This window comes from Njordella aestuarii (assembly GCF_056494165.1).
In genome coordinates, this window is the sequence record NZ_CM151397.1 from 5,180,006 (window position 1) to 5,201,641 (window position 21,636).

Sequence of the window (21,636 nt, forward strand, 5' to 3'; positions counted from 1 at the left end):
CCAACAAAGTGCCTGCTACGTCAACCTCGATATATCCCCAAAATGCGATGCCAGAGCGTAAATCATGCATAAAGCACGAGATGCGTCCGAGAGCAAGTATTTGCCTTGCACATCAATCACCTTTTGCCGGATAAATTCAGAAAGACGGAGCGTATCGAAACGAAAAAACTTGCTCGATTGTAATACCGTGGAGTACCGGCAACAAGCTAACTCATCTTGCAGAGTAAAGATTGGCCAGCGATTTCGGCACCACCACCCCGACGAACCGGTGCTCTCCAAACGTGTGGTCATACTTCACAAATCGATCGCCGAAATACTTTTTTATCGTAACGTCATCGGTAAGTCCATCAATGCGAACTGTCTCTTGCCCACGGGCCATTTTTGCAATCTGCTCTGCCTCAACGGCAGCTTCGTTTTGATTCATTTTAACCTTTTCGGCTTTGCCAAGTCTTTGGTTAGGTTTGATTCTATTCCAAGCTCAATCGCTTGTCCAATGCAGCTGCGATCGCAAGGAGTTGTTCAGTGCTCGGCACGCGCTCACCGTCTTCGACAGTGGAAACAGCATCCCCGGTCAAGCAGGCTATTGTCGCCAAATCTGTGATCGACATCTTACGAAATGCCCAATGACCAATTGAGACTGTAACGACAAGTCGGGAAGAAGTCCGCACGATGTTGGGAATCAAAGCTTGCAGAAAACTAGTGGGTTTTTGTCGGACTCGCCACGGATCCACTCAACTACTGGGAATCTGGAGAGTTGGAACTTCCCCGGCGACGCAACAAGTTTCGGAAGGCGTCACGCACCGGTCGTGCAGGTTCTTCCATGATCTCGGAATCGACTGCACTTTCGTCAGAATTTAATGGAGGTTTTTCCGCTTGCGAAGCTTTTTTGCGACGGTCAATCAAGTCCCTCGTGATAGCGACGGCCGCTCCAATTGCTTCATCAGCCTCGCCGCTTGCCAAACCCTGTAAGCCTCCAATGATGGCAGCCGTAACAGGCGCCTCTTCCTCAATACGATCTTGCACCTGAGCTAGAAGTCCCGACGTACCGGTGCGCAGCTCATTCCATTCTATCTGGGGTGCATCTAACGTTCCTCGAATCGGAAGCGACATAAGAGGTACGCCCATTTCCTGAACGCTTTCACGCATGGCCAACTGCTCAATAGGCACCGGGATACCGACCTTCAAATCGAGCGACCGGTCAGCCAACCCGACTGAGCCTGACGTTTTCATCTGGATCCGTTTATCCCACTGCGGCAAACCAAACTCCAAGCCTTCGTGATACACTTTGCGCGATTTAACAGTGACAGTAACAGTAGAACCATCTACGAAGACAAGCTCTTTTGCAGATTCTCTTCCACGAATCTTGGCCACAAAATCCAACAAGCGAACAATTTGAGCGTTTGTTGGACCGCTGCGAACATGATGCATCGTCAACGCTGCCGAACCTGTCGAATCTTGTGGATCATCCAGCAAAATTTCTAACTCCGTAGTCTGCAACGATACCTCACCATCGAACCATGCCGATTCGGCCAGAAGCGGTACAGCGTATCCTAAACCTAGTCGCATTAACTCAGGCGTAAGCTGAACTCGGTCTAATATCTCTGTCGCCGTCACTTGAATCCGCGCCGTGGGATTTTGACTGTCCTTGATCGCGAGGTAACTAAGGTTCAGATCGAATGGCGGAATCACCACTAGTGGCTGATCGTCCGATGCTCGTTGCACGCTGGCTGTTAAGCCGTGAATGTGAATGTCTACATTGATCTGCGGACGCTCTCGTTTTTCCGCAGGATCGACAGTTTGACGTCCTTCAAGTGCTTCGATGAATTTTGCCAAGTTCGTCGTATCTGAGATCAGTTCGATATCGACGACCGGATCGATAATGTCAACTTGGCCAAGTCGTTTACCACTGATTAGATACGAGAGTAGTCCGCGGTCCGTTCTAATCTCTGCGATACTCAAGAGCTTCTCGCCGTCTTCGTGACTCATTTCGATGCCCTGGAAACGCAACGGCGAAAGCCATCGTAGTCGAATCGAATCGATCTTTAAATGAAAGTCATCTGCCCTTAGTCTTTCAATAATTGGGTCTGATATCCAACGCGTCCCCAGTGCTGTCGGCAGCATGATAAGCGCTGCAGCGAAAGCAACGCAAATGACTAGTACGATAGCGGCTAGTTTTGTCCTACGGTTCCGAAACAAGTCAAATCGCTCCCGGCGAATGCCACGAAAACTTTTCGATTCTTTGTCGAACAAGCTTACTCATTTTATTGTGCTGTCGCTACGTTCGCATACCCAAGCACTTCGTCGACGCTCCATTTGTCCGTGGCATTGACGCCGTACTTGCAGGCCAAAATCTTTCCGTGCTGGTCTATTAAGAAGTCTGCCGGCAAACCAAGCGGATTTTGTTTTTCCTTTGGAAAACGCACTCCTTTGTAAATCAATCCGCGGATAGCCGTCAACCAAATTGCAGGGTCCAAGACTGAGCGCAGAGAGGTTCCCACGCTAAACTTGCGATACAGTTTTTTGTCTGCATCACCGATCAGCGACAGCGAAGTTTCGGTGTGAAAGCGAAGCATTTCTTCCTTCGATGAATGAAAAACGACAACTTCGTGAACATTCGCCGCTCTGATTTCGTCTGCTCTTTGATAGAACGCCCGCAAATGAATATTGCAGATCGGACACCCAGCAAACCTTCGAAACTGAAGGTGCGTCAAGCGACGTGGATCTGGAATAGTAATTGTGGCATCGGTAATTGTTTGCAGCGAAAAACTTTCAATGTGTTGCCCTACTTGGTAATGCATGTCGCTGTCACTGCCCCCTTAAGCGTGTGGAAATACTTGCTAAGCTTGCTGGACGAAAGCGGCCAACGAACAATCAGCGAACAAAATCAGTTCGCCTCGATGATATCATGCCAATGTAACGGCAAAGACCCTGCATAACATCCGACATTCTAGCAATTGACGCTCGCTCATTAATCCTCAGCAAGAACCTGAATGAAATCTACGGCGACTGAACGCAAGAACGAACCACTTACAAGCACCGAATGGCGGCTTGTATTGCTGCTTACCTTAATCAACTTTACTCATCTCTTGGATTTTGTAATCGTTATGCCGCTCGGCGATCGGCTTCGCGATGAACTTGCAATTACACCATCGCAATATGGACATGTCGTTTCCATTTACGGCATCATGGCTACGATTGCTGGCATCGGCGCGTCGATGGTCACCGATCGTTTTGACCGACGATTCACGATGTTGCTTTCATTCGCCGGATTCTTTGCTGCAACAATCTATTGTGCTCTGTCACCGAATTACGTGCACCTGCTAATTGCGCGCGGTCTTGCAGGCGGCTTTGGTGGCGTCGTAGCATCGACCGTGATGGCATTTGTGATGGATTTGATTCCGGAACAGCGTCGCGGTAAAGCGCTCGGTGTCATCACCTCCTCCTTTGCGATCGCTTCTACGATCGGGCTCCCCATCGGCCTTTACATCGCGAACTGGGCAGGGCACTTTGGAGCTCCTTTCCAAGCGATTGCCGCCGTCGCATTTTTTGTTTGGTTATTTGCAGCTTTTCAACTGCCGTCATTGCCCGGCCACGCACTGGATCAACGGGTCAAGCCTCTGGTTATGTTTGCGAGTGTCATAAGGCAGGCGAATCACCTCTGGAGCTTCGGCTTCATGCTGGCCATGGTGTTCGGGACATTTATGATTGTGCCATTCATCGCGCCGTACCTTGAAGCCAACTGCGGATTGCCACGGGAACATTTGCCAAAAATCTACCTTATCGCCGGACTGCTTTCGTTGTTGGTCATGAACATTGTGGGGTGGTTGAGCGACAGATTTGGTCCGCGGCCAGTTTTTACATGCGCTGCTGGAGGTGCTGTTCTGATGACCTTGGTTATCACTAACTTACCACCAGTCTCGCTCGTATTAGCAATTGTCGTAACCAGTTTATTCATGTCTGTCGCCTCGAGCCGCATGGTGCCAGCTCAAGCCATGATGATGCAGACGGCCGATCCGAAGGCACGCGGTGCTTTCTCAAGTCTTAACACAGCAATGTCACATTTTGCGATCGGCGTTGCGCCGTTAATTGCGGGCACAATCATCGGCGAGAAATCGCCAGGCGGACCGCTTACGAATTATTGGATTGTTGGTTTACTTGCAGCATTTTTCAGTGTTTTGGCTATCGTGCTGTCTTACTTTTTGAAAGCGCATGCATCCATCCCTAAGCTTCAATCGCAGCCAGCTTAGCAAACTAACCAAGTGTGCTTACAATCGCTTTAGCACGAGCGACTAGGGCTTTAGCGGTAGGCTCGTCTTCAGCTTCACATATGAACCTTACAATCGGTTCAGTATTGCTGCCGCGAACCAACAGCCAAGCATTTGGCCAATCTAGTCGCAGTCCATCGAGCGTCGAGACAGAATCAGCGTCCATCTGTTTGGCAATGGCGTCGGTCGCTTGCAGCACGTTCAGATTCTGAAGAGCAATCTTGTCCTTAATCATGGAAAAACGGGGAAGTTCCTCCACGATTTTGTCAATGCTTTGCTTCCGTCGCGCCATTAGATCCAGCACAGAAGCCATCCCAACGAAACTATCGCGAACCCAACCAATTCGCGGGTCAATCGGCCCACCGCTTCCCTCGCCTCCAAACAGCGCCTTATGTTCAATCATGCCGTCGACAACGTTGGCTTCGCCCACTTTTGTTCGAAACAATGAAACTCCGAACCGTTCCGCCAATTTCTGGCTCATTGAGGAACTTGCGCAATTGATGACCAGCGAACTTGGGGTCTTTTTAGAGTCCGGATGTTCTTCGAGATATTTTGCTCGCTGCTCCAATGCATTCAACATGCACAAAACAGATGAATATTCCTCGCCAATATATACTCCATTGGCGTCGATGATGGCCAATCGATCTGCGTCAGGATCTTGACAGAAACCTAAATCAAACTGTCCTTCTCGCACCAGTTCTGCGACCGAAGCAAGGTTCAATTCGATCGGCTCCGGCGGATGCTCGAACTTACCATCTGCCTCTTCTCCTAATACCGTAACTTCGCATCCGAGCCGTTCAAGCAGCAATCGTCCTAACGCAGCACCGCTTCCGTGATTACTGTCTAACAGAACTCGGAACTTGCAACTTTGAATAGCATACGGATTGACGACCTTCAGAATCTTTTGAAGATGCCCTTCATGTGGAGCGTCAATCATGCATAGTTGCCCGATCGCATCGATTGGCTTCCAATCCGCAGACGATTTAAGATACGCTTCCCGAACGGCGTTGCCCGCCTCGTGATTGATGATTCGCCCATCGGAATTGAAGAGCTTGATACCGTTGTATTCACGTGGATTGTGCGACGCAGTCAACTGAATCCCGCCCATTGCGGAAAGGGTACGAACCAGTATGCCCACCGTAGGAGTTGCCGCGACGTCGGCATCTAACACCGTTTTTCCATGCGCCAATAATGTTGAGATGGCTGCATGCTTCAACATCATGCCACTCTCTCGACCATCGCGAGAAATCACTATTGGCCCGGGCGGCAGCTGGGTGCAATACGCTGCTATGTAGCGCACCACGGTTGCTGGACTAAGTTCGCTTCCAATTACTCCTCGTAATCCAGAAACGCTGATGATTGGTTCCGCCATTTGCTTTCCAAAATTCAAGAGTTATAACACGTCGTCCCGCTCAGTTCCGACGCTTTGTTGTGTAGTGTATTCGTAGAACCCGCTTCCCGTTTTCCATCCAAGCCGCCCGCTATCAATCAAAGGCTGGAGAATTTCCATTAACCGCTCTAACTTTGGATCATTTGAGCTCCAGCGAGCGTTTTGCATGACTTGGTATACGACGTCAACGCCGATGCGATCGATAATCCCAAAAGGTCCTAACGGCATTTTAGTGACAGTCGTCCAAGCTAAATCGACTTGCTGCGGGTTCGCGACCTGCTTGTCAACTAATTCTAAAGCTCCAGACAAGACAAACTGAAGCAGCCAGTTGAAGATGTATCCGGGATTTTCGACGGTTTGGATGATCGGCGTTTGACCAATGCGTTTTGCAAACACTTCAAGCGCGTTAAGCACTTCGGGATTACATTCGGCACACGGCACGATGTCCACCAATGTCGCAGCGTGCACGGGAACATGGAAATGAAGGTGCGCAAAACGGTCGGGAGATGTCACATAGCGACTTAGCTGACTCGGCACGAAATACGAACTGTTGGACACGAGCAGCGTAGGGGAGTTAAAATCTTGTGAATATGCTTTTAAGACTTTGCGTTTCAGCGAAGCTTGCTCTGGCACACATTCAATGATCAGATCAAAGAGCATCGATGCAACGTCCCCCGGATCGCAAAATCTCAGATTAGCTCGAACTGCATCGACGGCAGTTTCATTCCACGTATCGTTGGCCACCAGCTCCTGAGCGTGTTGAGCGGCCCAAGCCATGGCAGCCTGTACGGTTTCTGGGCAATCGTCAACCATCCAGGTTGCGACACCGAATGCGGCACACTGAGCTGCAATTTGGCGCCCAGTCCAACCAACCCCAACGACGAGAACACGATCAATCGAAGAAATCATTTATGAATCAAATCGCGTTATCGAACGCACTTAAGTGCTCGCCAGTGAAGGGAATTTGCACATCGATTAGGGCAAAGGAATTTCTTCAAGTATAAAATCAATTTTATGATCTATTAATGCCGCAGGCGCTTCGAAGACGAACTGATATTCACTCAGCTGGCCTTCCACTTGAAAATTGACAGTGATACCAACCTCGTCTTCGTTCATCAGATATGTCTGCCAACCAAGATTTTGCAATCGATCACCCGATGGTCCAGTCGCGTAAGCTTCATTCAACAGTAACCAATTGCGGAAAGAATCGAGTCGCATCTTGCTTTCCCCCAGCTTCAGCAGCAGATCGACTTGCGTAATATCTCCGTTCTTACGGACGTCTTGGACAGATGCGACAATGTCGCCTATTTTGCGATCGATCGGCAACTTCTTGTCCAAATTTTTGAAGCGGACCGGTGTAGGCTGGCCTGGAACGGTTGCATGCAATGTACCGCTCAATCGCTTTAACTTAGTCGCTTTACGCGGAGGTATTTGAAGGGCGAGTTCAAATTCTAAAACAGAGGATTGCGTGAGAGAAATTTCTTGTGGTCGCGATTCGAGTGATTCCACAATCGTATTGTCATCACATTCACCCGAGATGGACGATTTCTCAAGCTTGAATAGAAGCGGTTGAAGTCGCGGTTCCCAAGATACCTGAATTCCAACCCGCAAAGAATCTAGGACTGGGTTTTCGAAGGACCTTGTCGCTGTCACACTGACGGTTTCGATGCGAAACGGACCGTCGTATTGCCCGGTAAGCAGGCGTAAACCGCCGAAGTCCGTACTCTGCGTCATCGTCAGTTTGCCAATGTCGCCATACGCTTGAACATCCAGGTCAGCATCTTCGCAAATCGTATCGATCGCTTCCCAAAAGGGCGTCTTGCGGAAATCGACTTTGAGTAAAGTCGGCGCATCTTCTTCGAAACTAATCTCGTTGCCAGTTTGAGTCGTGATGGCTGAAAAGATATTGGAAAGCGGCATCTCGCCTTGCAGCGTCACGTAGGTTTCGTTGAGCGACTCCTCAATCCCGTTTCTCTCAAGTGCTTGCAGGACGCGTGTGAGTCGTAAATCGGCTTCGCTAGAGAGCTTGCCTTCTTCGTAAATGCTGCGCACCGTTGGCAAAGCGATCGTCCCTAGAGCGATCAAGCTAGATTCCGCCAGTTCGCGTTTACTGAGCTCCGGACTATCGAATTTTGATACATAGTCCAGCACTGCCGCTTTAGCCAGCAGTTGCTGCTTTAAATCGTCTTGCGCGACGGTAGTCTGGCCGATCATGGCCGCCATCAATAGCGAGCTGAGACATACCCGCCTAACGGCTAATATCTCTGGGCAACAACGCCTAGCAACTGAAAGAATCGTCCAAATTCTACCAAGTAGATTTGCAAGGACAGGAGCAATAATGAAGTTAGATAAAACGCTCGCTCCGTTGAATCGGCGCATATGATTTCCTAACACACGGTTAAACTGCAGTCCAAGATTTTAAAGTGTGATCAGCTCGCGTTACAAGCTACCATTTTAGCCCAAACTGCTCGCCCCCACCGCCGCCACCAGTACCGCCACGAAGCGGACCTCGATGCTTGGCGACGGCAAGTTCACGTGGCTTTGCTTCCTCTTCATCGGCCACGGATGCCGCTTCCGGTTCACTTTCAGGTAAGGCTTGCGCTTGCTTGAGCGAGAGAGAAATCCGTTGAGCTTCTTTGTCGACCGACAAAACTTTCACTTCAACCTCTTGCCCTTCCTGCACAACTGAACCGGGTGTCGAGACGCGTCGATGTGCAAGTTCGGATACGTGTATGAGGCCCTCGATACCAGTCGCTAATTTGACAAATACCCCAAAGGACGCGATTCGGGTAACTGTGCCTTTCACGTTGCCTCCCGTTGGGAAGCGGGCCTCAACATCGTGCCAGGGATGATCCTTCAGCGATCGGTAAGACAGTCCAATCTTGCCCGTCTCTGGATCAATCTTTTCAATTTTGACTTGAACCTTTTCACCTTCTTTAACAACTTCGCTAGGATGTTTCACGCGATCCCACGAGAGCTGACTGATATGGATCAGTCCATCCAGTCCACCAATGTCCACAAACGCGCCAAAATCGGTTATTTTGCGAACGACGCCGTCGGCAATGTCTCCGATCGAGATCGATGCAAGGCGTTCAGCTTTCTTGGCCTCGCGTTCTCTTTCTAAAACGGCACGGTGCGATAAAACCAGATTGCCACGGCGCGGGTTCGCTTCCGTAACCACGCAGGTCAACGTCTGCCCAACATAATCTGCTGCGTTTTCGATGCGGAACTCAGTGACCTGGCTGAGCGGAATGAAACCGCGAATGCCACCGACCTTACACTCGAGTCCTCCAGAGTTGCTGCCTTCAACTTTCGCTTCGACAACCAATCCAGCCTCTAAATCAGACCAATCTTCAACATCAACCGACTCGCCTGGCAACGCGACGTCGTAAAGTCCTTCTTCGTTGTTAAACCCACGAATCACGCAGTCGACAACTTGGCCAACCTGTGGCATATCAAGGAACTGCAACAGCGGCAAGACACCTTCGTCGGGACCACCCAGCGACAGAAAGACATTGTCGTTATGTACCTTGATCACAGTGGCTTGATATCGCTGTCCTGACTCACGCTGCTGTCCGACCTGAAGCTCTTTGCTGCCAATCATCAGTGCATCGAGGTCGGCATCCGCCAGAGCTTGTTCAAATTCGTCGACTTGGTCTTCCGAAAGGGGCGTGCGAGCCGTTGGTACGTTGATTTTTGGTGCGACATAGCGATTGGTGTCCGCTCGTTCGGCATCGTTTTTTGTTTGTGGCGATTTGTTGCCACGCACGCGAGCGGCGTCTTGGTCAGTGTCTTGTTCCGGTTGTCCTGGCCCATTTTCGCCCGCCGGTTGACGACTTTTAGGCGGCTTGGCCGACTTTCCGCCGTCACCGCGTGGACGATTGTTGTTCGAATTTTTAGCACCGCCTTGCTCCGCATGCGCACCTTGGAGGGCTTGCCGCAACGAACGAATCTTTTCAAGATTCAATGGTCCAGCCCCGCCAGCAACCGGGGCAGGCGTGCTCTCAGTCGTCGAAGTAGGAGTCGCCTGCTCTGTCGCATCAACGATTTCGTTCGCAGGTTGGGAGGCAGGTTCGGACTGCGATTGGTCGGAATTCATAGGTAATTCGGGTACTAGGACAATGACAAAAGTAATTTTGGCTCAATCTGGCGGCTCGATCTGATCCGCTCCTTGTCCTGCATTCTATCAGCAAGCCGCGTTCAACCAAAGTCACCGCCTTCACCAAATCGGCAGAGAAATACCAGGAAGCGAAAAAATCGCATCCGACGTGCAACTTAAAAGACGTCGAACGCGTGGCGACCCCCACCGTTTTTGCTGGCAAACTGTCTTCAGCAGCCACGCTCGTCCACATTACAAAAGCTTAGGCTCATAAGCAGACGAAGATGTCACCTGTTCGCGTTTTCTGCGATCGAATACAGCCCACTTGTCAATTCGACCTCGAAACAAGATAAACCTACAAGTATTGCCTGGGACGGTCGAATGACGATGTGCACCGAACCCGACATCGTCGCAAGATCTTCCGAATCCTGGCAAACATGTCTGCTAGGTGGAAGCATTAAAATTTTGCCGCGACGGTAGCGTGAACAAAATCGCCGCTTGATGTTGTTTCCTACAGCCATGGCAAATGCTTTCGTATGACTTTGTAACCCGAGCACATAATATTCTCGCCACTTCTGTGAAAACCGATTAAGCAATGAATGGCAGTACCCACGACTTAGTTGATGACACCTACGCAGAAGCCTTCCGTAGCATCTACGGACGCGTTCTCGTAACAGCGAGAGATCGAAAGTGGTTAGATGCAGCGTGTTTGGCTGCTACCGGTCACGCCAGCAGTACAATTTTGTGTGACTGCGAAGCGGGAATCGAATCTTATGTCGACGGAGTATCGGACGGGCAACAAACTCCCGATGGTCGTCCCGGCGCCTATCTGCAGTTTCACGTACCTAGATTTCGTAAAGACCGCATCGAACACTTGGAACGTGTGATGATGGCTAGGATCAGTCAGAATATTTTGACTTGCCCTACAGCGCGTTGTTTCAATGGTCTGGATGTTTCAACTTATTTCAAACTTGGGCGCAAAATTGCGTTCTTTGGAGACGGATTTCAATATCGATGCGAAAGGTTTGGTCAAAAAGGTTGGGCGATTCCAATTTTGGGCGGCGAATTCTTCTTAACGCGTCGGTTCGGCTATGCAGATGGACTGATGGGCGGCAACGTTTGGTTCATGGGGTCTGAAACAGCCGCGCTTGAAGCGGCCGAAAAAGCTGCAGCCGCAGCAGACAGTACGGATCAAGTTATCACAACCTTCCCAGGTGGCGTCGCCGCTAGTGGCTCGAAAGCTGGTAGCAAATATTCTTTTATGATCGCTAGTACCTACGCCGAATTTTGCCCCACGCTCAAGCCAACTTTGGGAAGCCGTTCCAAGGTTCCTGATGGCGTCGACTCAATCATGGAAATCATCGTCAATGGAAAGGACTTGGATGCGGTGGCGAAGGCATGTCATAACGCTGTAGACGCGGCCAAGTCCACACCGGGACTAGTTAAGATTTCAGCGGGAAATTATGGCGGGCGATTGGGGAAATCGTTTATCTATTTGCGTCCGGAACTTCATCCTGCTTCGTAACTCCAATCCTTAGCTTTCAACCAGTTGGTAAGCACAATGCGCTGCGCTGTATTTAGCACCAAACACTACGACAGACAGTTTCTTGAGCCTGCTTTTGGAAACGCCGGTCACGAACCAACATTTTTCGAACCAAGGCTGACACCTGAGACTTGTGTCCTTGCAAACGATCATCAAGCCGTCTGTGCATTCGTGAACGACCAGTTAAACCGAACAGTTTTGGAAAGGCTCGCAGAACAAGGTGTCAAAGTAATAGCGTTGCGTTGCGCGGGCTTTAACCATGTGGACCTTGAAGCCGCCAGGGAGCTAAAGCTAAAAGTCGTGCGCGTTCCAGCCTATTCTCCTCACGCAGTCGCAGAGCATACGCTTGGATTGATACTTTGCCTGAACCGTAAGCTTCACAAGGCAAATCAACGCGTACGAGATAACAACTTTTCCCTCGACGGCTTGCTGGGTTTTGACCTGTTTGAGAAGACTGTGGGCGTGATTGGAACGGGAGCGATTGGAACTTGCGTTGCGAGAATTCTAAATGGGTTTGGCTGCAATGTCCTTTTGCACGATCCCTCGCCAAATGCCAATTGCGAAAAACTAGGGACTTATGTTTCAATTGAAAGACTGCTTAGCGAATCGCACATAATTACTTTGCATTGCCCGCTGACTCCAGCTACGAAACATTTGATCAACGAAGCTTCGCTTGCATCGATGAAGCCAGGCGTAATGCTGGTCAACACAAGTCGCGGCGGATTAATCGACACGAAAGCTGCTATCAAGGGCCTCAAGACAGGCCACATAGGGACGCTTGCTTTGGACGTTTACGAGGAAGAGAGCGAACTCTTCTTTGAAGACTTGTCGCAAGAAGTCATCCAAGACGATATTTTTTCCAGACTTCTAACCTTTCCGAACGTATTGATATCCGCTCATCAAGCCTTTTTTACACGCGAAGCATTACAAGAAATAGCGTCAGTGACTGCGAGAAATCTCTCCGATATTGAACAAGGCATCGCAACATCGAACGCTGTTTGTTAGATAAGCCCCCCGGAGAGCTACGGACATGCATGTACTAATTATTGGCGGCGCAGGAATGGTGGGCCAGAAGCTCGCCAACAGACTTTCCAAAGAGCCGACGCTCCATGGCAAACAAGTCGACTTGCTCACCCTGTACGACATCGTAACGCCCGCACAACCAGCGGCTGACTTCCAGATCAACAGCTTGGAAGGTGACTTCTCGTCGCCCGATTCAGCTATGGCACTTATTGAATCGCGGCCTGACGTTATATTCCACCTAGCAGCGATAGTCTCCGGAGAAGCTGAAACGGATTTCGATTTGGGCTATCGCATCAATCTGGATGGGACACGCTGGCTGCTGGAAGCAATTCGTGCGTTGCCCGGCTACCGTCCACGACTGGTCTTTACAAGCTCGATCGCAGTCTTCGGCGCACCTTTTCCAGCAGCAATACCAGACGACTTTTTTTTGACTCCATTAACGTGTTATGGAACTCAAAAAGCGATTTCTGAGCTTTTGATCAACGATTATTCGAGACGTGGCTTCGTGGATGGTATCAGCATCCGGCTGCCGACGATCTGCGTTCGTCCGGGCTCTCCAAATAAAGCTGCCTCTGGTTTTTTCTCGAATATCATTCGCGAACCACTAGTTGGTCGCGAGGCGATCTTGCCCGTCAAAGAAGACGTTCGGCATTGGCACGCATCCCCCCGGACTGCCGTCAGTTTCTTACTTCATGCGGCCACAATCGACAGCGAGATGATCGGTACTCGGCGAAACTTGACCATGCCGGGTGTGTCTGTAACCGTTGCAGAACAGATCGCGGCCCTCCGCAAAGTAGCCGGCGACAAAACGGTACAACTGATCAAACACCAACCTGATGCCACCATTATGAAGATGGTCGCTGGCTGGCCGACAAGGTTCGACGCCAGCCGCGCTTTAGCGTTAGGCTTCCAAGCGGAATCGTCATTTGAAGAAATCATCCGCATCCATATCCAAGACGAACTGAATGGCGAATTCTTTCGATAAAATCACTCCATAAATGGCCAAACTGTATTTCTATTATTCGACAATGAACGCTGGGAAGTCCACTATCCTTCTCCAGTCCAGTTACAACTATCGCGAACGGGGCATGAACACAGTACTGTTCACACCCGAGTTTGATGACCGATTTGGAGTTGGAAAAGTTGCATCACGAATCGGACTCGACTCAGATGCCGTCACGTTCAACCAGAACAGCGATTTGTTGCACATGACTCGCGAGTTGCTTAAACGTGCACCTGTTCATTGTATCTTGGTTGACGAAGCCCAGTTTCTCTCCAAGCAGCAAGTCCGACAATTGAGCGACGTTTGCGACCTGTTGTCTATACCGGTACTCGCTTATGGCTTAAGAACCGATTTCCAGGGAAACTTGTTCGAAGGCAGCATGCAACTGCTAGCCTGGGCCGATACGCTCTCCGAAATTAAAACGATCTGTCACTGCGGCAGGAAAGCAACGATGGTCTTGAGGATCGACGCACACGGTAACGCAGTTCGCGAAGGCGATCAGATTCAGATCGGAGGCAATGATCGTTACATGACCGTCTGCCGCTCCCATTTTAAACAAGGCTTGGCAACCAGGCGGCCAAACTTGCTCCCATTCGATGATCTCGACTCCGCAAAATGACGAGTCCGTCTCCGGCGCAAAAACATCACACTAGACACGCATTAATTCAAAGAGCAAGACTCGCATGCAGCCGCAAGAAAAAAATCGTTGGTTAGCGAAATTCGCAAACGCCTGGCGTGGGATCCGCCTAGGAACAAGAGGCCAGAATAGCTTTTACGTTCACTTGCCTGTTGCACTAGCAGTCATCGCGGCAGCGTGGCTTGTCCAATGTTCGCTTGTCGAGTTCTCTATCTTGCTGTTGTGCGTTGGTCTGGTCCTCGTAGCAGAACTCGCCAACAGCGCAGTCGAAAGACTTGCGAGAGGGTTATGTAACGAGCATAACGACGATGTCGGAGCAGCCCTCGATATCGCGAGTGCCGCCGTGCTAGTGGCGAGCATTTTCGCTGCCGCAATCGGCTTCATTATTTTTGGCACACGGCTATATGCACTTACCTCGTAATCCAGCGATCGTGAGCTAAAAACGGCCGCGGGAATTTCATTCCACTTAGCAGACGCCTGGTGTAGCAAGTTCCTGTCGAAGGCGACTGGTCTTAAAATGCAGCACATACATCAGGGAAAAGCAACAACAGATCAACACCAATCCGCTAGGCTCCGGTACCGCAGCAATGTCATAGCCATAAGCCTTCGACAGCATTTGTATTTCGGTCGGAGAAATGTCTAATCGAACACCGTTGAACAAGAACGGTGACATTAGTTGACCTGAGTCAACACCGAGATGAGCATTATCATTTCTCATTGCAACGTTCAAACCCGCTGGATCAAAAACATTGTTTGTGATCAAACCGGTCCACGGATTTGATTCATTCTGCGTGTTAAAGTTGTCACGATAAAGAGTGGTGAAACCAAGCATATGTCCAATTTCATGTCGGGCTACAGTCAGAGCATCCCAATCGGTGCCTGGCTGGTCCTCGCCGGTGGCGGGGGTTGGGTCAAACCAGAGTTTATTTGATACAGAAGTAAGATAGTCAGCATTAAAAGTTATCGTATGATTAACTTCCTCGCTCCATGGACGTATCTGTGCACCGGGAAACGCACTAAAACCACCTTGCCAAACACCTAGATACCCAGGAGTCCCTGCGTTTGAAAACTTCACGTCAAAACTGATTGTTTTACTCTCGCCGTTTACTCCCGTGAAAACTTGCCTCCAGTCATTGATCGCATGGAAGACCACTCCTCGAATGGTATCATTCCATGTTTGACCACCACTGTCGACGAAGGTTGGGGAAAAATGCAAACTCGCGTGCAACTGCGCCGGAGTGAAAGCACCGATCAATAAAATTACCGGTAACAATATTAGCTTTCGCATAGTCGCATTGGTCTCAATAATTTTTGATGGATTAGTACAGTGAGTCCATTCAGTGTCATATGCATGATGTTGGAAATCAAGTACGCCATGGCGTTGGCGCCTCAAAAACCAAGCACTTTAGCACAGCCAATCTCCCCCCTCTCACTAGCTGATTTTCAAAGCCGACTTAGAATATTCCTCACCAACAAGGCTCAAAAGCCTTTTACCAACCTTGCGATTTTGTCTGAAGGCCCTCGCAGTCAGGAGTTTTCGTGGAAGATGACCGAAAGGCTGCCGTTCGTCGGCTAAATCCGCCCTTGAAGACTAACCACTCCCTTGCCCTTGGCTTTACGATCGGCAGTGTGGTTCTAGCCTGCTGTGTCGCCCTTTTGCCAACTTATTCTGGCCTTGGTGACGATGCTCGGGTTGCGTTATTGATTCTGGTCTTGGCGGCATCGCTGTGGGTTACGGAGGCAATGCCTGCTTTCGCCGTCGGCTTGGTTGTAATTGGCCTGGAAGTGATTCTTTTGGGCAATTCACTTGATGCCGCTTCTGGGAAACCCGCAGACTGGGAAAAGTATTTGGCGACTTGGGGCAGTCCACTGATCTGGCTGTTTTTTGGTGGGTTTGTGCTGGCACAAGCAGCTGAGAAAACCGGCCTCACCACCTGGGTCTCGCAGACGATTCTGAGCCGTTTAGGTAAGCGGCCGAGCATATTGTTAGCCGGGTGTATGGCTATCACATTTGTATTTTCGATGTTTATTTCGAATACAGCTGCTACCTTGATGATGATTGCGGTTGCCATGCCCATCGTGACGTCGCTTCCTGTAGCCGATCGTTTTCGAGTCGCTTTGCCGTTGGGTATTGCATGTGCCGCAAATATCGGTGGCATGGCAACAATCATCGGTAGCCCTCCTAATGCCATTGTCGTGGGTGCCCTGGAACCGGTACAGGAGATCAATTTCTTAAGCTGGATACTATTGGCCGCTCCTCCTGCGCTTCTTTTGGTAACATTAGCATGGGGTTATTTAGTTTTTCGTTACCCGTCACAAAACAAACAGTTAGACGTAAGCACGATTGTCCACAACGCGCCAGCCTCACTATTACCACAATGGCAAATCACGACTGTGATGATCGTATTCAGCGCAACAGTCTTGTTGTGGCTAACACAGGCCTTGCACCAAGTCCCTGTGACTGTAATCTCCCTTTTGCCAATTTGTGTCTTCACTGCTCTTGGTATCCTCAGCAGTAACGACGTTTGCACATTGCGATGGGACGTCTTGCTACTGATCGCTGGCGGACTTTCGCTTGGAATCGCCGTTACCGATACAGGGCTCGCGAGTTGGTTGGTTAGTCGCTTACCCCTTGAAAGTCTTGGCACGACAGGCATCGCTCTGGCGATGGCTTACATGACGACGCTGGCCTCGAATTTTATGAGCAACACTGCGGCTGCGAATATTTTTGCGCCAATCGCAATCGTTGCGGCCATGGGAGTTGAAACGCAAGTCGTTATCCCTTTGGCCGTTGGAGCATCTGCGGCCATGGCACTGCCGATATCAACGCCCCCCAACGCGATTGTCTACAGCACCGAACAAGTTCGGACCGTCGACTTTTTACAGGTCGGTTTGCTGATCGGCACGTTAGGACCGGTCTTCGCAGTCTATTGGTGCCGCTGGATCGTGCGAGTCGCCTTCTAGTAGGGCAATAATGCAAAGAACGCCAGTCGTGTTGGCACGCTGGCGTTCTTACTTTTTTAAATCGACTCGCTGATTTTACTACCAGGAGTACTCACCGCCGAAGGTAAAGCCTGTGTAGAGCACTTCGCCGTCGTCATTGATTCGTACAGCCGCTTGTCGTTGTGTTGCCAGCGATAGAGGAACTGGGTTGATGTTTTCAGGTGCCAGAGCAACGTTGTCAACATAGATCATTTGGAATGAGGATCTTAGTGCCACCGAGTAGCTCAAACGATACCAACCGGATACCGAGAACTGAGTCAAGAACGCGGTGCGATCGTTGTCGGCAGTTTCGTTCACGAAGAAGTTCTGAGTCGATACGCCGAGCGTGTCGATGCTGTTCGAAGTAATCAAGGTCGCTTGCTCGACTTGATTGTTATAGATACCAGACTTCAGCTCGGTTCCAATCTTTACACCTGGCATAACGTTGTACCAAAGGTCACCACCCAACTGAAAACCTACTAGTTGGTTTCGTGTTTGCGTCGAGAAGTCAGCGAAGCGTAAGCCGTTGTTGGTACCATTGTTGTTTTCGCCGCGTGTCGAGTACAACAGCTCTTCGTCGAGGTCAAAGTACCGAATACCGCTTAGGAACGAACCTTGGAAGAATCCGGAGGGCTCGACCCAACGACGCCGAAAGTTGACTTCACCATTATGGATAGCCGAGATGTAATCGACAGATTGACTTAACGAGCGGTCGGTATCGTCAAACCCGCCTGCCGGAAGGTTACCAAAGTCGCTAATGTAGGAGAATAAGTTTGCTGGGCCGAAAACTGATGCACTTTCTCGCCATCGATTGAGGCCAAAGTATGCAACTTCGATGTTTGACCCAACGCCGGCTTGCACGTTGATTTGAACACCTAAGCCAGCTCGCAAGCTGTCGAGGTCAACATCGTTCGTACTCAATACCGTTGGACCACCGACGTTGGACGATGTCAGAGCAAAATCCCGAGCATCCTTGTCTCTTCGCAAAGCGATTGTCTCAACCGAAACATCATACCACCTCTGAGTCGCAACTCCGCCTTCGCCGTAAGGAAGTAGTCGGGGCAACAAGTTGGCTCCCCTGCCTAGTGCGTTGTTAACCATATAGCTGAGCGAACGTCCCTGTCCCAGGCATCGTCCGCCTAGACCGCATCCGGGCGTTCCGCAATATCCGCAGGCGAGTCCTTCGCCGTCACCGCCACCCAAGATGCCGTGACCGCATCCAGGCCCGCAGCTTCCCATGCCATCCGAGTCGCAACTCATGCCGCTAACGTAGGAGCCTTGCGTAGATGGTTCGCTGTACTGGCCGGGATAAGATTCATAGGCCGCCGGACTGATTCCGCCCATTGGCATTCCGCCCATTGGCATTCCGCCCATTGGCATTCCGCCCATCGGCATTCCCATCATGGGCATTCCACCCATCGGCATTTGATCGCCAGGATAGCCATACATGCCAGGGTCTGTTTGCATCATGTATGGTTGAGCAGACGAGTCTGCGGCCCCTACATTGGCACTTGAATTTTTATTCATCTGGCCATAGCTAGCTGGTTTGAAAGGTCCACCTGCCAAAGCAGATTGCCCGCAGGCCAGGACAGCTAGTCCAAACGAAAATCTCTTAGTCAAACCGCAGAACAACGTCATCGATCTATCTCCAGCGGCAAGCAATACCGGCTCAATTCGCGACTTTTTTCGCTACCATTGACCACCCCCCATGATTGCAACTACAGACGCAGCGAATCGGTGGTTCAACATCCCTAGCTTCCCTTACTGCGGGTCTACGACGGTTAAGAGCGTAGGGTCCGCGGCACTGAATATTCGGAACTAAACGACATATCGGCAAAACCGTCAAAGAAAGTTCGCTCAAAAAATGCGGAATGATCGATACAGGCCATAAAGTCCGAAAAAACCGCACCGGAAGGCCCCTCTTGTTCAAAGACGCCTGCCCGAAAGCAAGGAAGTTTGGTACAATACGGACTGGATATGAGGGCGGAATAAGCCAAACTTAAGTCTTTGCAGTCGCAGAACTTAGGGAAATCATTTCCAATGTCAGACGCAAGCTTTTGTCCTATTTGTCTCGGTATCGAATGAATTCTTTTCAAAGCCGCTTCGTTCCACCAGCTTTATATTTTTCTTCCGACGATGGCTCCGGAGGGGGTGGGACCAACGAGATCGGGCTCGACAGCAACGCATACTCGTCTGACGACCTTAAACACCTTAGCGACCTTGAACACGTCCGGGAACGACCGGGCATGTACATTGGCGACACCACGCTCAAGGGCTTGCATCACCTTGTCTACGAAGTCGTCGACAATTCGATCGACGAAGCAATGGCGGACTATGCCAAAGCGGTTAGCGTAACCATCAACTCCGATGGTTCCGTTACCGTAGAAGACGACGGCCGCGGCATTCCCGTCGACCGCCATTCCCAGCTTTCCGAGATGCTTCAGCGCGAAGTCAGCACGCTTGAAGGCGTTATGACTGTTTTGAAATTCGGTGGCAAGTTTGAAAAGAAAGCCTATCAAACCTCAGGCGGCTTGCATGGCGTCGGCGTGACCGTCGTAAATTTCCTGTCGCAGTGGTGCGAAGTCGAAGTCCATCGCAATGGTCGGATCTACAACCAGTCTTACGAACGTGGAGTTCCAACCGCTCCTATCCATGAATCAGGCGTTACCAGCAAGCGTGGCACGAAGACCACCTTCAAACCTGACGGGCAGATCTTCCCCAACACAAAGTTCAACTATGACACGCTAGCTAAACGACTACAAGAGCTCGCTTTTCTCAACAGCGGTGTTCGCATTAAAGTCAAAGACGAACGCACCAACCAGGCCGACGACTATTGTTATGAGCGAGGCATTGTCGAATTCGTCGAACACCTTAATCGTGCGAGCGACACGATACATCCCGATGTAATACTGATCGAAGGCAAGCGCGACGACTTGAGCTATCAAATTGCTTTGCAGTACAGCGACGAATATACAGAAAACCTGCAATCGTACGTCAATAATATTCATACGATCGAAGGTGGTACGCACGTGAGCGGTTTCCGCGCTGCTTTGACGCGAACACTAAATACCTACGGCCGCAAAGAGAGCGTATTCAAAGACTTGACACCAACGGGCGAAGATTTCCGCGAAGGCCTAACTTGCGTCATCAGCATGAAAGTTGGTCATCCTCAATTTGAAGGCCAAACGAAAACAAAGCTTGGCAACAGTGAAGTGGAAGGCATCGTCAATACCGTGGTGGGCGAAGGGCTTTCCAAGTACTTGGAAGAAAACCCGAAAGCTGCAAAGCTGATCTTGAAGAAAGGCGTCTTGGCTGCCGAAGCACGTGAAGCCGCAAAGAAAGCCAAGGATGCGCTGCGGAAGCGTAAAGACGTACTGGGCGGTGGCGGCTTGCCAGGCAAGCTTCGCGACTGCATTAGCAACAAAATGGAAGAGTGCGAACTGTACCTCGTGGAAGGTGATTCGGCAGGTGGTTCCGCCGAAGGTGGCCGCTTCCGTGACACTCAAGCCGTGCTTCCACTCCGCGGTAAAATCATCAATGCTTACAAGAGTCGGGACGATAAAGTCTTGGCCAACGAAGAAGTGATGAGCATGATTCAAGCAATCGGTAGCGGCATTGGTGCAGACCAAGATGTCGCCAAACGTCGCTATAATCGAATCATCATCATGACTGACGCCGACGTCGATGGTTCGCACATTCGCACGCTCTTGTTATGCTTTTTCTATCGACAGATGTACCAACTCGTTGCTGGCGGACACGTTTACGTCGCCCAGCCGCCGCTATTCCGCGTCGTGCGCGGAAAACGTGAACGTTACTACGTTCAAACCGAAGAGGAAATGAAATCCCAGTTGCTCGAAAAAGGGCTTTCGGACAGCGTGTTTATCGACGAATCAAATCGTCGTATCGCGGGTGACGACATGCGAAAGCTTTGTAAAATCCTCGCCAGCATGGAAGATGGTCTGCTTTCTCTTGAACGACGTGGCATTCCACTTCGCGTTCATTCCGCCAGGATGGAAAAAGAATCGGGTCGGCTTCCGATTTTCCACTTGGACATGGGCGTCGAAGACCATTGGTTTGTTACGCGTGATCAAGTCGACGATTTTCTCCGACAACGTAATTTGCTCGATACAGCAGAACTCGTCGATGCAAAAAGCGAAACGGAAACAGATCCGAACGAAGTCGAGAAAGAGAAAGCCTTGCCTCAATTCCACATCGTGGAACTATACGAAGTGCGAACGATTAACGCTGGGCTCAAAGAGCTCCAAACAATGGGTTACACCCTCGACGACCTTATCCCGAAAGAGCGAACCGGCACGACTGAGGCTCGATTCCGTGTTGCACGGGATGACAACGAGACAGGTATTGCAGACCTACGCGAGCTGTTGCCAACGATTCGCGCAGCCGGTGAACGCGGACTTCAGATCACTCGCTTTAAGGGGCTGGGTGAAATGAACCCAGAAGAACTTCGCGAAACCACCCTCGATCCATCTAATCGCTCAATGCTTAAGGTGACGTTGCTGGATGCAGCGGCTGCAGACGAAATGTTCCGCGTACTGATGGGCGACAAAGTCGAACCTCGTCGCGAGTTCATCGAGAAACACGCCCTGGACGTTCGAAACCTGGACGTCTAAGTACGTTGCTCACTGTCAATGCGTCACTAACATAGATGTCGCATTGACATAAAATAAAACGAA

General features: G+C 50.4%; 17 protein-coding genes. 8 read left to right on the plus strand and 9 right to left on the minus strand.

Annotation, left to right across the window (positions count from 1 at the left end):
* Positions 1–211: 211 nt before the first annotated feature.
* From SH451x_RS20295 to SH451x_RS20305, 3 genes are all read right to left on the minus strand, one after another.
* Positions 212–424, minus strand: a complete 213-nt coding sequence (locus SH451x_RS20295; RefSeq protein WP_479358925.1) for a hypothetical protein — start codon at positions 422–424, stop codon at positions 212–214.
* Between the two features lie 311 nt (positions 425–735).
* The gene (locus tag SH451x_RS20300; RefSeq protein WP_479358926.1) at positions 736–2,121 is read right to left on the minus strand and encodes a hypothetical protein; all 1,386 of its coding nucleotides are present in this window, start codon (positions 2,119–2,121) and stop codon (positions 736–738) included.
* Between the two features lie 140 nt (positions 2,122–2,261).
* The gene (locus tag SH451x_RS20305; RefSeq protein ID WP_479358927.1) at positions 2,262–2,798 is read right to left on the minus strand and encodes a peroxiredoxin-like family protein; all 537 of its coding nucleotides are present in this window, start codon (positions 2,796–2,798) and stop codon (positions 2,262–2,264) included.
* A 192-nt stretch (positions 2,799–2,990) separates the two neighbouring features.
* Between SH451x_RS20305 and SH451x_RS20310 the strand changes: the two genes are divergently transcribed.
* Positions 2,991–4,247, plus strand: coding sequence for an MFS transporter (locus SH451x_RS20310; protein WP_479358928.1), 1,257 nt, complete (start codon positions 2,991–2,993; stop codon positions 4,245–4,247).
* A gap of 4 nt (positions 4,248–4,251) precedes the next feature.
* On the opposite strand, the gene SH451x_RS20315 is transcribed toward SH451x_RS20310, so the two are convergent.
* From SH451x_RS20315 to SH451x_RS20330, 4 genes are all read right to left on the minus strand, one after another.
* On the minus strand, positions 4,252–5,637 hold the full coding sequence (locus tag SH451x_RS20315) for a phosphohexomutase domain-containing protein (protein ID WP_479358929.1): 1,386 nt from the start codon (positions 5,635–5,637) through the stop codon (positions 4,252–4,254).
* A 21-nt stretch (positions 5,638–5,658) separates the two neighbouring features.
* The gene (locus tag SH451x_RS20320) at positions 5,659–6,564 is read right to left on the minus strand and encodes a 3-hydroxyacyl-CoA dehydrogenase NAD-binding domain-containing protein (RefSeq protein ID WP_479358930.1); all 906 of its coding nucleotides are present in this window, start codon (positions 6,562–6,564) and stop codon (positions 5,659–5,661) included.
* Between the two features lie 66 nt (positions 6,565–6,630).
* Complete coding sequence (locus SH451x_RS20325) at positions 6,631–7,869, minus strand: hypothetical protein (RefSeq protein WP_479358931.1); 1,239 nt, start codon at positions 7,867–7,869, stop codon at positions 6,631–6,633.
* 232 nt (positions 7,870–8,101) lie between these two features.
* Positions 8,102–9,754, minus strand: coding sequence for a 30S ribosomal protein S1 (locus SH451x_RS20330; RefSeq protein ID WP_479358932.1), 1,653 nt, complete (start codon positions 9,752–9,754; stop codon positions 8,102–8,104).
* A 595-nt stretch (positions 9,755–10,349) separates the two neighbouring features.
* Here SH451x_RS20330 and fhcD point away from each other — a divergent pair.
* From fhcD to SH451x_RS20355, 5 genes are all read left to right on the plus strand, one after another.
* Positions 10,350–11,279: a formylmethanofuran--tetrahydromethanopterin N-formyltransferase gene (fhcD, locus tag SH451x_RS20335; RefSeq protein WP_479358934.1), complete on the plus strand. Its 930-nt coding sequence runs from the start codon at positions 10,350–10,352 to the stop codon at positions 11,277–11,279.
* A 36-nt stretch (positions 11,280–11,315) separates the two neighbouring features.
* Positions 11,316–12,302 (plus strand): 2-hydroxyacid dehydrogenase, encoded by a 987-nt coding sequence (locus SH451x_RS20340; RefSeq protein WP_479358935.1) that lies wholly within the window; start codon positions 11,316–11,318, stop codon positions 12,300–12,302.
* A 25-nt stretch (positions 12,303–12,327) separates the two neighbouring features.
* Entirely contained in the window at positions 12,328–13,305 is a 978-nt protein-coding gene (denD, locus tag SH451x_RS20345; RefSeq protein ID WP_479358936.1) for a D-erythronate dehydrogenase, read from the plus strand.
* Positions 13,306–13,318: 13 nt separating this feature from the next.
* Positions 13,319–13,942 carry a thymidine kinase gene (locus SH451x_RS20350; RefSeq protein WP_479358937.1) on the plus strand — a complete coding sequence of 208 codons (624 nt, stop codon included), beginning with the start codon at positions 13,319–13,321 and terminating at the stop codon, positions 13,940–13,942.
* 64 nt (positions 13,943–14,006) lie between these two features.
* Entirely contained in the window at positions 14,007–14,381 is a 375-nt protein-coding gene (locus SH451x_RS20355; protein ID WP_479358938.1) for a diacylglycerol kinase, read from the plus strand.
* Between the two features lie 45 nt (positions 14,382–14,426).
* Here SH451x_RS20355 and SH451x_RS20360 read toward each other — a convergent pair whose 3' ends face one another.
* On the minus strand, positions 14,427–15,248 hold the full coding sequence (locus tag SH451x_RS20360; protein ID WP_479358939.1) for a hypothetical protein: 822 nt from the start codon (positions 15,246–15,248) through the stop codon (positions 14,427–14,429).
* A 251-nt stretch (positions 15,249–15,499) separates the two neighbouring features.
* Between SH451x_RS20360 and SH451x_RS20365 the strand changes: the two genes are divergently transcribed.
* The gene (locus SH451x_RS20365) at positions 15,500–16,924 is read left to right on the plus strand and encodes an SLC13 family permease (RefSeq protein ID WP_479358940.1); all 1,425 of its coding nucleotides are present in this window, start codon (positions 15,500–15,502) and stop codon (positions 16,922–16,924) included.
* Positions 16,925–17,002: 78 nt separating this feature from the next.
* On the opposite strand, the gene SH451x_RS20370 is transcribed toward SH451x_RS20365, so the two are convergent.
* Entirely contained in the window at positions 17,003–18,580 is a 1,578-nt protein-coding gene (locus SH451x_RS20370) for a BBP7 family outer membrane beta-barrel protein (protein ID WP_479358941.1), read from the minus strand.
* 443 nt (positions 18,581–19,023) lie between these two features.
* Here SH451x_RS20370 and SH451x_RS20375 point away from each other — a divergent pair, with 443 nt between their 5' ends.
* A complete protein-coding gene (locus SH451x_RS20375) occupies positions 19,024–21,573 on the plus strand; it encodes a DNA gyrase subunit B (RefSeq protein WP_479358942.1) in 2,550 nt (849 codons plus the stop codon).
* Positions 21,574–21,636: the final 63 nt, after the last annotated feature.